At 63.0% G+C, this 12,544-nt stretch carries 12 protein-coding genes and 1 pseudogene; 4 read left to right on the top strand and 9 right to left on the bottom strand.

The features are described from left to right. Positions 1–163: 163 nt before the first annotated feature. From P9220_RS20795 to P9220_RS20770, 6 genes and pseudogenes are all read right to left on the bottom strand, one after another. A complete protein-coding gene (locus tag P9220_RS20795; RefSeq protein WP_309767339.1) occupies positions 164–385 on the bottom strand; it encodes a hypothetical protein in 222 nt (73 codons plus the stop codon). Next, on the bottom strand, positions 382–780 hold the full coding sequence (locus P9220_RS20790) for an ester cyclase (protein ID WP_309767338.1): 399 nt from the start codon (positions 778–780) through the stop codon (positions 382–384). The genes P9220_RS20795 and P9220_RS20790 overlap by 4 nt, the downstream gene beginning before the upstream one ends. A gap of 108 nt (positions 781–888) precedes the next feature. After that, positions 889–3,021 (bottom strand): DNA-binding protein, encoded by a 2,133-nt coding sequence (locus tag P9220_RS20785; protein WP_309767336.1) that lies wholly within the window; start codon positions 3,019–3,021, stop codon positions 889–891. A 123-nt stretch (positions 3,022–3,144) separates the two neighbouring features. Further along, positions 3,145–4,179, bottom strand: a complete 1,035-nt coding sequence (locus P9220_RS20780; RefSeq protein ID WP_309767334.1) for a PDDEXK nuclease domain-containing protein — start codon at positions 4,177–4,179, stop codon at positions 3,145–3,147. 107 nt (positions 4,180–4,286) lie between these two features. Continuing rightward, on the bottom strand, positions 4,287–4,709 hold the full coding sequence (locus P9220_RS20775) for an NUDIX domain-containing protein (protein WP_309767332.1): 423 nt from the start codon (positions 4,707–4,709) through the stop codon (positions 4,287–4,289). 191 nt (positions 4,710–4,900) lie between these two features. After that, positions 4,901–5,275, bottom strand: a pseudogene (locus P9220_RS20770) (SDR family oxidoreductase); the annotation flags it as partial. Between the two features lie 85 nt (positions 5,276–5,360). Here P9220_RS20770 and P9220_RS20765 point away from each other — a divergent pair. Both P9220_RS20765 and P9220_RS20760 read left to right on the top strand, forming a co-directional pair. Next, complete coding sequence (locus P9220_RS20765; protein WP_309767330.1) at positions 5,361–6,566, top strand: DUF6402 family protein; 1,206 nt, start codon at positions 5,361–5,363, stop codon at positions 6,564–6,566. Continuing rightward, positions 6,566–7,048, top strand: a complete 483-nt coding sequence (locus P9220_RS20760; RefSeq protein WP_309767327.1) for a hypothetical protein — start codon at positions 6,566–6,568, stop codon at positions 7,046–7,048. Before P9220_RS20765 ends, P9220_RS20760 begins: the two co-directional genes overlap by 1 nt. A gap of 118 nt (positions 7,049–7,166) precedes the next feature. Here P9220_RS20760 and fabG read toward each other — a convergent pair whose 3' ends face one another. Genes fabG through P9220_RS20745 form a run of 3 tightly spaced genes read right to left on the bottom strand, consistent with a single transcriptional unit; the run spans position 7,167 to position 10,257 of the window. Next, positions 7,167–7,907, bottom strand: coding sequence for a 3-oxoacyl-[acyl-carrier-protein] reductase (gene fabG, locus P9220_RS20755; protein WP_309767325.1), 741 nt, complete (start codon positions 7,905–7,907; stop codon positions 7,167–7,169). A gap of 29 nt (positions 7,908–7,936) precedes the next feature. Then, positions 7,937–9,271 carry an MFS transporter gene (locus P9220_RS20750; RefSeq protein WP_309767323.1) on the bottom strand — a complete coding sequence of 445 codons (1,335 nt, stop codon included), beginning with the start codon at positions 9,269–9,271 and terminating at the stop codon, positions 7,937–7,939. Positions 9,272–9,318: 47 nt separating this feature from the next. Beyond that, positions 9,319–10,257, bottom strand: a complete 939-nt coding sequence (locus P9220_RS20745; RefSeq protein ID WP_309767321.1) for a 3-keto-5-aminohexanoate cleavage protein — start codon at positions 10,255–10,257, stop codon at positions 9,319–9,321. Between the two features lie 167 nt (positions 10,258–10,424). Here P9220_RS20745 and P9220_RS20740 point away from each other — a divergent pair, with 167 nt between their 5' ends. Together P9220_RS20740 and P9220_RS20735 are read left to right on the top strand one after the other, a co-directional pair. Then, positions 10,425–11,450 (top strand): AraC family transcriptional regulator, encoded by a 1,026-nt coding sequence (locus P9220_RS20740; protein ID WP_309767319.1) that lies wholly within the window; start codon positions 10,425–10,427, stop codon positions 11,448–11,450. Positions 11,451–11,647: 197 nt separating this feature from the next. Beyond that, positions 11,648–12,454, top strand: a complete 807-nt coding sequence (locus P9220_RS20735) for a class I SAM-dependent methyltransferase (protein ID WP_309767317.1) — start codon at positions 11,648–11,650, stop codon at positions 12,452–12,454. Positions 12,455–12,544 lie beyond the last annotated feature (90 nt).

Genomic DNA, 12,544 nt, shown 5'->3' with positions numbered 1-12,544 from the left:
ATTACGCCTCGCCGTCATCGCCGCACGCAAGAGTCGGACCGCATCAGTCGACCGGCTCGCCGTTTCTGAGAACGCGCGCGTTGGCGAGCGCCTCGTGCGGCATCATCCGCGTGTTGACGCCCATGACCGGCCGGTCCGGATCGACCGCGCGCCAGTGCGTGACTCATCCGCACGACGCGCAGCGATGAAACACGAGCCTGCGCGCCCCCCACGTGTAGGTATCGGCCATGCCGTTGCCGGGAGCGAAGCGCACGCGCGACGGGTCGTAGTAGGCCCGGGGCACGCCGTATCGACGGCACAGGGAGCAATCGCAGTCGTTCACTTCGGCGGGCGCGGCATCGACGGTGAAGCGCACTGCGCCGCAATGGCAGGAGGCATCGATCATGGGAGCGTGCGAAGCTGGGCTTCGATGGCGGCTTTATCGATCACGGACCACACCTGCGCGATCTTCCCCTCGCGGAACTCGTAGAACACGTTCTCCGCAAACGAGACGCGCCTGCCGTCGATGGCGAGGCCGAGGAAATCGCGCGCCGGCGTGCAGTCGAACCACAAGCGGCACGCGACGAAAGGCGGATCGGCGGCGAGGAGCCGGATATTAAAGCGAAGGTCGGGGATTTGCCGGAAGTCCCGTTCGAGCATCTGCCGGTAATCGGCAAGGCGAACGGACTGGCCGTTGTAATGGAGGTCGTCGTGAACGAACGTGCCGAGCATCGGCCAGTTCTGTTCGTTCAGGCAAGCGATGTAGCCGCGATAGACGCCGGCGAGGTCGGTTCTTTCCATATGAACGGTCCTTTGCGAGGCATGGCTCGTTCGTATGGTCTCACATCGGGTTCGCGGCGCGCACCGCTCGCGTGACGAGCTGTGGCGATGCGCGCGCGACGCCGGCTTTCAGCCTTCGATCTTCGACATGACCGCCGTCGCCGGATCGTAGCGATAGCCTTTCTGCGCGAGCTGCTGCGCGATCTTGTCGCCGATCACGCGTTGCTGCGCCTCGCGGAACACGAGTTCGTGATCGGGCTTCAGGCGTTCGAGTTCGGTCGACAGGCGACGCAACAGCGCGACTTCGCCGGTGCTGCGGGCGTCGATGAACAGGATCTTTTCGTTGGCCACATCGAGGCGCTGCTTGAGATCGCGTGCATACATGACCCACTGCTCGGCGTTGGAACGAAGCTCGTCGTAGGCCTTCGCGTGCGTCTGCGCCTGAGCGGAGATGCGGCGCTGCAGTGCGGCGAGTTCCTCTTCCTTCGCCGCGCCTGCGGTCTGCAACGCGATCTTGTGATCGCGCAGCTCGTCGCGCATGGCGGCTTCGCTCTTTTCGCGCTCGGCGAGTTGTTCCGCGAGACGCGCGGCGTGCTGCTGCGCCTCTTCCGCACGCGTCAGCGCGGCGGTGGCGTCCTCGGACACACGCGCCAGCTCGGCTTGCACGGCAGCCCTTTCCTCGCTGACGGCGTTGAGTTGCGCGCGGGCTTCGTCCAGTTCACGCGCGATGCGAGCCAGCGCCTCTTGTCCCGCCGATGCCTCGGCCTGGCGCGCCGCGTTCGCCTCGCGATCCGCCGCGAGTTCGGCTTCGAGCGACGCGACACGCGAACGGCTTTCCTCGATTTGCGCGTGCGCTTCCTCGAGTTCGCGCGTGGCGCGCTGCAACGCTTCTTCCCGCGCCGATGCCTCGGCGTGGCGCGCCGCGTTCGCCTCGCGATCCGCCGTGAGTTCCGCTTCGAGCGACACGACGCGCGTGCGGCTTTCCTCGATCTGCGCGCGCGCTTCCTCGAGTTCGCGCGTGGCGCGCTGCAAGGCTTCTTCCCGCGCCGATGCCTCGGCCTGACGCGCTGCGTTCGCCTCGCGATCCGCCGCGAGTTCCGCTTCGAGCGACACGACGCGCGTGCGGCTCTCTTCGGTCTGCGCGCGCGCTTCCTCGAGTTCGCGCGTCGCGCGCTGCAAGGCTTCTTCCCGCGCCGATGCCTCGGCCTGACGCGCCGCGTTCGCCTCGCGATCCGCTGCGAGCTCGGCTTCGAGCGACACGACACGCGTGCGGCTCTCTTCGGTCTGCGCGCGCGCTTCCTCGAGTTCGCGCGTCGCGCGCTGCAAAGCTTCTTCCCGCGCCGATGCCTCGGCCTGACGCGCCGCGTTCGCCTCGCGATCCGCCGCGAGTTCGGCTTCGAGCGACATGGCACGCGCCCGGCTTTCGTCATTTTGTGTGCGCGCCTCGTCCAGCTCGCGCTTGACGCGCTGCAATTCTTCGTCGCGGGCGGATGCATCGGCGTGGCGGGCCGCGTTCGCTTCGCGTTCAGCCGCGAGTTCGGTGCGCGCCGTCTGCAAGTCGGCTTCCAGGGCCGCCATGCGGGCGGCGCTTTCCTCGCGCACCGCGTCACGCTCGCGAGCGATGCGGTCGATTTCCGCGCTCCTCGCCGTCACCTCGGCCTTGAGGGCTTCGCGGGAATTACGTTCCTCCTCGAGCGACACCCGCGCGGCGGCGAGCACGGCGTCCTGCGTCGACGCGCGCTCGGCCAGTTCGGCCGCGCGCGCCTGCGATGCCTCGGCGCGCTCCGTCGCGCCGGCGACCTGCGCGTGCAGCCGCGCGACCGTCTCCTCCGACGCCCGAAGCGCGCGTGTCAGCTCGTCGTGCTGCAGGCGGATGTCGGCGGCGGCGCCTTCGGCGGTCTGGAACACGGCGAGCGCTTCGTCGCGTTCCGCGAGCGCCGTTTGCAGCCGCTGGCTCAGGCTGTCGGCGTGCTGCCCGATCGCGTGTTGCGCGTGGTCCCACGACGCCTTTCTGATGCCGTGCGCCGCGTTCAACAGCGCGTCGGCGAATTCCGGGGGCATCTCCGCCGGCAGTTGCGCGGCAGGCATCGCGGGCTGGCGGGCGTCGCGCCAGCGCTGCAGTGCGGCCGCGATCGATACGGCCGATCCGCGGCGCACCTCCGACCAGACGGTGACGGGGGTGACCGGCCGCCCTTCGTCGGTCAGACGCTGGGCGATCGAGATGATTTCTTCATCGGTGATGGTGTCTGCTTCAGTGAACATAAACGCCTCGTGTTACAGGCATCGGGCACGGCGTGCCGGACGAGAGGAATGATTATCCAACAACTTGGCAAGGCTTCCCGATTTTGCCCGACGAAAACGTTGCACATGCGGCGAAAGAGGAACTTATTCCACATTTTTTTCGAGCAGCCGGGATCGCGCCGCCGCGATCGACTGCTGCAGCTTCGCTTCCAGCGTCTCGCGCGGCGGCAGCACCGTCAGATACTCCGCGACGTGGATGCCGCTCTTGTCCAGCTCCAGCAGCTCGATCTGCTCCTGTTTCTTGCCCGCGCACAGGATGATGCCGAGCGGCGGCAACTCGTCGGGTTCCTGTTCGTGCCTTGCGAGCCAGCGCAGATACAGCTCCATCTGGCTCTTGTATTCGGCCTTGAACGCGCCGAGCTTCAGTTCGATGGCGACGAGCCTGCGCAGCTTGCGGTTGTAGAACAGCAGGTCGATGTAGAAATCGTCCTCGTCGATCTGCAGGCGCTTCTGCCGCGCGACGAACGTGAAACCGGCGCCGAGTTCGAGCAGAAATTGCTCCATCTCCCGGAGAATCGCGTCTTCGAGGTCTTTTTCGAGATAGTGGTCGTTGAGCCCGAGAAAATCGAGCACATACGGGTCTTTTAGCAGCGTTTCGGGTGTGAGGCGGCCTTCGTCGCGCATGACGGCGATATCGTGCGCGATGGCGTCCTGCGGTTTGCGGGAGATGGCGCTGCGCTCGAACAGCATCGACTGGATGCGTTCCTGCAACTGCCGCGACGACCAGCGTTCGACGCGCGCCAGTTCGATGTAGAAGTCGCGCTTGTGCGGATCGTCGATATAGATGAGCGTCTTGAGGTGCGTCCAGCTCAATTGTCTCCGCACTGCGGAGACACTCGCCTCGTCGGCGAAGACTTCGGCGAGGCGGATGCAGTGGCGCAGCTGCTTGTCGCTCCAGCCGCGGCCATAGCGGGTGCTCAGTTCGTGCGCCAGCGTCGCGACGACTTGCCGGCCATATTCGGCCCGCTCGCCGCGCAGCACTTCGGCGCGGACCCGGTTGCCAACCTGCCAGTAGAGCAGCGTCAGTTCGGCGTTGACGGCGGCGGCAGCGCGTTCGCGCGCTGAATCGATCAGCCGTCTGACTTCATCGAAAAGGGAGGAAGGAATGAGGTCGGTCATGGAGCAGGTTCGGATCGGCGGTGATGATTGTCTCCGCGCTGCGGAGACAATTCCCGTGAAGCGCGATGCCCCGCGCATAAACCGATCCTAACGCAAGCGCCGAATCCTCAGAAACCCGGCGACGCCCCCGCGCCGCCGCGCCAGTCGGGCCGCGACACCGTGCCGGTCACGCCGGCCGCGCGTTCGAGGATCGCACGGGTGCCGGGCGTCACCGACATCCGCGCGAGCTGCGATAGTTCGACCCAGCGTACATCGTCGATGCCGGCACGCACGTTCGCACGCGGACGGGCATCGGCGGGAATCGCGACGCGGAAGACCTGATGCATGTGATGAGCCGACACGTGCTGCCACAGGAAAGCGGCCGCGCTTGCTTCGACGCATGTTTCTTCGTGCAGCTCGCGGATTGCGGCGGCCATCGCCAGTTCGCCCGGCCGGAGATCGCCTCCCGGCAGAAACCACGGGCCGCCACGTTCCTTCACCAGCAGCACCGCGTGTTGGCGCACCAGCAGCGCCGTTGCCCGAACCCTCATTCCCCCGTCTCCAAGATGAATTGCCGCGCCAGCGTGTCAACGCGTGCGGCGGTGTGTGCCAGCGTCGAGCGCCCTTATGGTCGGATTGTTGTAACGCATAAGGGGCGCATGGCGCAATCGGTTACACCGCTATTTCGGCATCGCAATGGAGAAGTTGAGGGAGGTGAATGCGGCGTCAATCGTCTGCTGATTTACAGGTACTCGACGTTGCCATCCACGCTGATGGCCTGCCCCGTGATGTTTCGCGCCGCCGGCGATGCGAGGAATAGGGCCATTGCGGCGATATCGTCGACGGTCACCATGCGTCGCAGCGAAATGCGCTGCAGGTACTGCGCGCGCATTTCATCGAAACCGATGCCGAGCGATTCCGCCCGCGCCGCGATCACGCGATCCATGCGCTCGCCCTCGACGACGCCGGGAAGGATCGCGTTGACGCGGATATCGATCGGGCCGAGTTCGACGGCAAGCGACTTCACGAGCCCGACGATGGCCCGTTTCGTCGCCGCGTAAGGCGTGCGGAAGGCATAGCCGAGCCGCCCGGCCACCGACGCCATCGCGATGATGCCCACAAAAATGACAGTCGGAAGGAACTGAAAACCGAGACGGCGTTGATAAGGTATTCGTAATAAGAAAATCTGCGAGAGAGACCCGGTGCGAATTTCCGACTTTACGATTCCATACTACAGTTCCGACTTCCTGCGACGCTGGAAACGGCGCGACGGATGCAACGCCATTCTTGGCTTGAACGTTTCCCTTCAGCGCCAACCGCCCGACTGCCAGTTCCACGTTGCACCGCCGCCACCGCCCCCTCCTCTCGCAAAGCCTGACCCGGCAATCGCTTTTATCGACACTCTTCAGAAGGTCTACGATTTCTTCCACGAGCCGCCGAAGGCGCGCCCGCCTGCTCCGCCGAAACCAGCGATTCAAATTCCGCCGTTCGATTTGCAGGAGATCCCTGGGGCGATGCGCATGGTGAATATGCCGATGTCGGCCAAGCTCATGGAACGATGGTTCGCTGGCGCACTCAATTATTCGCCGACTGAGGACGATGAAAAGGCGCTGGTAAATCAAGACGGCAACCCGTATCCGCCGTCGATGTATGAAATGTCGATGGTTAAGCTCGATTGGGTACTGAGTTTTCCGCGCGCCAAAGAAGCCCATGATCAACTGTTGAGCCGAAGCGTGCTAGCCTCGCCTCGGGCACTGGACGGTTTGCAAAGCATTTTGGCTCCTTTTAGTGCGGCGGACCGTTGTTTCAACACGCTCGCTCTGTGTAACGGCAGCCTCATCGAAACGCATAAGCGCTTCCAATATCAATATCGCTCCGTCGAGTCGTCGTTCAATCAAAAAATACGGCAATTCGCGAATAGAGAATACGCATTTCGGGGCGTTCCTGATGATCTGACAGGTGCGTTGGGGTCGTTCAATATCTACGCCGCGCCCAGTGACGTCCGATTTAATTGGAACGGAACTGAAGCATCGATATCGAGCGTGGTGGTTTATGTGAGAGACAACTATACGTTCACAGATAAGGCGGGCGATGACTCGCAGTATCTCGGTCACTGGAATCGAGACCGCATCATCGTTGTTCCCTATAACATCGCGATGAGCACACTTAGCTGGCATCTGCCGGGGGTGGGCGAACTTCAGCCTCCCGATGAGGTGAACTTTAACTCGCTTTGGGCCAAAGCAGCGGTGGCCGTTGCCGATCCGCGCAAGCGCGGGAATGTTTATTACCCGGTCTATAACTCATCGTATCGTGATTGGCAACGCACACATAAGCGCGGCGGCGACTTCGTGATCTTCACGGATTACGAGACGATCAGGCTTAATCCCCCACTGGCGGTGAAATTCTGATGCAGGGAATCGGAAACTATGCGGTGACGCGGGCAATCGTGGCTCTTATATTCATCGCGGCGACCATCGTAATCGCCGTAGCCTACTATTCAGTGAAACATGGACTGCGGGAAACGGTGAAGCGAACTCTGCTTGCGATCTTGCTGCTTGTAGTGGCAACCATCGTCATCAACTACTCGCTAGAAGCTCGGACGCGCGCACGGATTGTCACCGCCAAGTGCGCGAAGTCGGTGTCTCCGACTTCGCGATACGTCGCGCGAACATGCTATTCGGGCGGTCGAGTGGTGTTGCGCGTGTTGACGGCGGATGAGTCGAGCTTGCTGGCAGAAAGGACGTTCTGGAGCTACGGCGACGACCCTGCCCGGTTGTATTGGGAGGATGGCAGGCTGAAATACGGGGATGGCGACGAGAACGGTGTCCACTTCAGCTCAATCACATTACCCCCCAATCTGAAAGATCGGCTGCTCGCTCATCTTCCGTGAGACTAAGCGCCGTCCACAATCACTATGAGGTTCGCGCCGCGCCCGACACGACCACGCGCAGTCCTGGCGCGGGCTTCAACAGATCGAATGTATTCATACTGCCGATGCCTTTTGAAAATCAGAGCGTCATGCCGCCCGACGCTTCGATCACCGCGCCGTTGATATAGCTCGCTTCGTCGCTCGCGAGGAACGCATAAATGTTCGCGATTTCCTCGGGCTTGCCGAGACGCCCGAGCGGCACTTGCGCACGCATCTTCGCGAGCACTTCCTCGGGCATGGTGGCGAGAATGGGCGTGTCGATGAACCCCGGCGCGACCGCATTCACGCGCACGCCCTTCGGCCCCAGCTCGCGGCTCCACGTCTTCGTGAAACCGATCACGCCGAACTTCGCGGCGGCGTAATTGGTCTGCCCGAAGTTGCCGTAGATGCCGACGACCGAACTCGCATTCAGGATCACGCCCGCGCGCTGCGCCACCATGTGGTCCGCCACGGCCTGCGTCGCATGAAACACGGCGCGCAGATTCACGTCGATGACCGCATCGAACTGCTCGAGCGTCATCTTCTGCAAGCGCGCATCGCGCGTGATGCCGGCGTTGTTCACGAGCACGTCGATCCGTCCGTACTGCTCGCGCACCGTCGCCACCATCTCGTCAACGCGCGCGCGATCCGACATGTCGATGCAAAACGCACTCGCCTGTCCGCCCGCCTCGCGGCATGCATCGGCGACACGCGTCACGGCATCGTTGTTCAGATCGCACGCCGCGACGATCGCGCCTTCGCGTGCGAACTTCAGTGCCGTCGCCGCGCCGATGCCTTGTCCCGCTCCGGTGATGATCGCTATTTTTCCTTGTAACCGCATCGTCTCAACCCTGGTCGTTGGTCATACGTTCATGAGTGGGCACCCGCGGCCGCGCCGACGGCCGGCCGCGGGGCCGCTTCGCGCCTGATTGCGCGACCCAGCAAGGGTACCAGCAGCAGGCCGAGCACCGATGCGACGACGATCACCATGAAGCCCGAATCGCTGCGTCCCGTCGCCGTCTCGGTCATGCCGAAGAGATACGGGCCGACGAATCCGCCGATCAAGCCGATCGTGTTGATGAACGCCAGTCCCGCCGCGGCCTGAATGCCTTGCAGGCGCTTCATCGCGATGGCCCAGTACGAAGGCAGCACGCCGCCCGCGAAGAATGCCGTCACCGCGAGCAGCACCATGCGCGCCGCCGGGCTTGCCGTCGCGACGAACGCGCAAGCGCCGGCGACCAGTCCCGCAGTCAGCACGCCGAGATAGACGCAGTCGTTCCCATAGCGCCGATGAATGCGCGGCAGGATCAGCACGCCCAGCAGAAACCCGATGCCGACGCTGCTCGACAGCAGACCGACGATGAAGGGCGTCTTGATCTGCATCTGCTGGATCATCGCGGGCGTGAAGAAATACAGGCCGACGAACGCCACCTGGTTCAGGAAGTAGATGAGCCCGATGAGCACGGTCGTCGGGCGCTTCAGCGCAGCGATCCAGTCTGCCGACGTGAGTTCGGGATGCCCCTGTGCATCGATGACGGCGCGCTGTTCGAGCGCATCGACTTCTTCTTTCGAGAGCCAGCGTGCATTGCGCGGCCGCTCCGGCAGCTTGAAGAACAGCACGATGCCCACGATGACGCTCGGAATGCCTTCGATCATGAACATCCACTGCCAGCCGTGCAGCCCGCCGATGCCGCCGAGTTGCATCAGCGCGCCGCCGAGCGGATTGCCGAGCATCAAGGCGAGCGCGGGCGCGGTGTAGATCCAGCCGACCGCAACGGGGCGGTCCTTCGGCGCGAACCACAACGTGACCATGTACATCAGTGCGGGAAAGAGCCCGGCTTCCGCGATGCCGAGCAGCACGCGCAGCACATAGAACGACCACACGCCCTGCACGAACATCATCGCGGTGGACAGGATGCCCCACGTGACTGCGATCCGCGCGATCCACCGTCGCGGCCCCACGCGATGCGCGGCCAGGTTGCTCGGCACTTCGAGCAGCGCATAGCCGATGAAGAAGATGCCCGAGCCGAGTCCGAACGCCGCCGCGCTGATGCCCACGTCGGCCGCGAGTTGCGCCTTCGCGAGCGCAACGTTCGTGCGGTCGAGGAAAGACATGAAGTAGATCGCGCACATCAGCGGGATGAGGCGCAGCATCGCCTTGCGTGTGGCGATGCGGTGAGTTTCGTCGATCGATAGGGATGTCATGGTGTCTCCGTATATGTCTTTATCGTTATGCCTCGTTCGATGTCAGGTCATGGCGTGACCTTGTCGCGGCCCTTCAGGCCGAGCATCTCGCGCGCGTCGTCGGGCGTCGCGATGTCGAACGACAGTTCCTCGAGAATCCGCCGGATCTTGCGCACCTGTTGCGCGTTTGATTCCGCCTTCACGCCCTTCGCGATATACACGCTGTCTTCGAGACCGACGCGCACGTTGCCGCCCATGATCGCGCCCATCGTGACGAGCGACATCTGATGCCGCCCCGCGCCGAGCACGGAGAACTGGTAGTTCTCGCGTCCGAACAGACGGTCGGCCGTCGAACGCATCACGGTCATGTTCTCGGGGTCCGCGCCCATGCCGCCGAGAATCCCGAACACGGACTGGATGAAAAACGGCGGCTTCACGAGCCCTTCATCGACGAAATGCGCGAGGTTGTAGAGATGCCCGAGGTCGTAGCATTCGAACTCGAACCGCGTGCCCTTGCCGCCGAGTTCGAGCAAGATGTGCCTGATATCCCGGAAGGTATTGCGAAAGATCATGTCCTCCATGCCTTCGACGTAATCCTTCTCCCAGCCATAACGCCACGACGAAATCTTCGAGGCGAGCGGGTGAATCGAAAAGTTCATCGAGCCCATGTTGAGCGAGCACATTTCAGGCGCCGCGAGCAGCGGATACGCCAGGCGCTCGCCGAGCGTCATGCGCGTGCTGCCGCCTGTCGTGATGTTGATGACCGCATCGGTCGCTTCGGCGATCTGCGGCACGAACTGCCGGAAGATATCCGGGTTCGGCGTGGGGCGTCCGTCCTGCGGATCGCGTGCATGAAGATGGATGATGGCCGCGCCGGCTTCGGCGGCTTCGATGGCCTGCGTGCGGATATCCGATGGCGTGAGCGGCAGATGCTCCGACATCGACGGCACGTGGGTGGCCCCTGTGACCGCGCACGAAATGATGACCTTGCGGCCCTTGGTGTTCATCTGGCGTCCCTCCGTCCCTATCGTCCATGCCGCGCATTCGTCGCGCGTGACATCTTGTGAGAGCGATATTAGTGGGATAGCATCGCGCTGGTAAGGTCATTTTCGGACACGCGAAAGTCCGCCGAGGACAACGCGCAATCCCGCTCACAGCAGCGAAGAGAGATGCCGTGGCAACGAGCCGCCCGCCGTACAACGAGCGCATCTACGCGCCTTACAAGATCGCCGCGCTGGTGGAAGTGCTGGCGGAGCAGGGCATCGCGCCCGCCGACACCCTGCGCGGCACCGACGTGCGTCCCGACCAGATTTACGATGCCGCCGTGCTGACATCGGTCGCGCAATACGCGACGGCATGCAGGAACGCGGTGTCGCTATCGTGCGATCCCGCCACGCCGTTCAAGGTCGGCACGCGGCTGCATCTGTCGGCTTACGGGATGTACGGGTATGCGCTGATGTCTTGCCTGTCGCTGCGTGAGTACTTCAAGCTCGGCGTGAAGTATCACCGTCTCGCGACCCCGACCGTCGCGATCGAATGGACCGAGTATCCGGACCGGATGGTCTGGACCTTCCCCGATGCGTTCGTGTCGAGCCCTTCGCGCGAGTTGCGCGAGTTCATCATCGAGCAGCAGTACACGCAGCATGTCACGCATCTTCAGGATGTCGCCGGAAGCCGCTGTCCGCCGGTCAAGGCGTGCTTCTCCTATCCCGCGCCCGCGCATGCCGACCTGTATTCGAAGTATCTCGACTGTCCGTGCTTCTTCGACCAGCCGCAATGCGAGCTCATTTATGACAGCACGATTCTCGACCGCAAGCCGCAGCTCGCGCACAAGCTCACGGCCACGCTGTTGCAGGAGACCTGCGACCGGCTGATCGGGCAGGCGAAGACATCGTCGGGCGTTGCCGGTGAGGTCTATCAAATTCTGATGAGCACGCCCGGCACCTTCGCCGGCATGGAGGCCGTGGCCCGGATGCTCAACATGACGACGCGTACGCTCAGGCGGCGTCTGGAAGCGGAGGGCACGTCGTTCCTCGCTATCGTCGATGACGTGCGCCGCTCGCTCGCGCTCGAATATCTCAAGACCACGAAGATGAGCACCGACGACGTCGCGATGCTGCTCGGCTTCAGCGATGCCGCGAACTTCCGCCGCGCGCTCAAGCGCTGGACCGGCAAGGGGCCGGGCGAGCTGCGTCGCTGACGCCGCCTTTGATACGGACTGCGATTCGACGCATCCATTCCTCACACGAACCGCGTGCCGAAGCGCTCTGTGCGCAAAGGCACATTCACGAAAGTAACTGAAAGCTATAACGTGCGAAGCCCGCGCGCTGCCGGCTAATCGTTGATCCCGTTCGTCCGTAAGCAATCCCCTTGCGACCACTCACCGAGGCATCGGCAATGAACACGTCTTCGATTAGCGGATTCAAGACGCGCGTGAAGCGCAGCATCAAATGGCCGTTGATCGCTGCAGTCGCATCGCTTCCGGACTCGGTGCAGACGCTGCTCTTCGCGCCGTCAATCCGCAAATACGCGCAACGCGTGCCGATACTCAGGGTCGTGTATTCCGGCTGCTATCGCACGCATCCCATCGACCGTTTGCTCGGCACGAATACCGGCGGCATCGAGCCGCCCGAAGCGATTTACGGTGACGGCGTCGATGCGACGAGCTTTCCCTATATGGGCTCGCAACCGAGCCTCATTCGATGCGCGCTCGCTCAACTCGGCGACTTGCGCGATCACACTTTCATCGACATCGGTTGCGGCAAGGGCCGGCCGATGATCGTCGCCACCGAGTTTCCGTTTCGCGCGGTGATCGGTTATGACCTCGCCGCGCATCTCGTCGATATCGCCAATCGCAATGCGCAGATCGTCGCGCGACGCTTTCCCGACCGCGTGCCGATGCGCGCTCATGCCGCCGATGCGCTCAAACTCGACTTTCCGCCGGGCAAGCTGGTCGTCTTCATGTTCAATCCTTTCGGCGCGCAACTGATGGCGCGGCTGCTCGAGAATCTTTCGTCCGCCTTTACGCGCGGTTCGATCGAAGCGTTCTCGGTCATCTACTTCAATCCCATTTGCGCACACGTGTTCGATTCATCGCCATTGCTCGAGCGCCGCTTCGCTTCGGCGGTCGACTACGCGCCCGAAGAAATAGGCTATGGCGCGGAAACACGCCAGGACGTATTCATCTGGACAACGAAAGCCTGAATGTTTAGATGAAATGTCCGATACGGATAAACACCGATACTGAATGCGCTTGCTTCTGTCACGAGAAATAGATTAGGCATACCCACATTA

The sequence above is a fragment of the Caballeronia sp. LZ016 genome (genome assembly GCF_031450805.1).
Taxonomy (GTDB): Bacteria; Pseudomonadota; Gammaproteobacteria; order Burkholderiales; family Burkholderiaceae; genus Caballeronia.
Note: the sequence above shows the minus strand (reverse complement) of the source record. Positions and strands in the feature narration are given on the sequence as shown.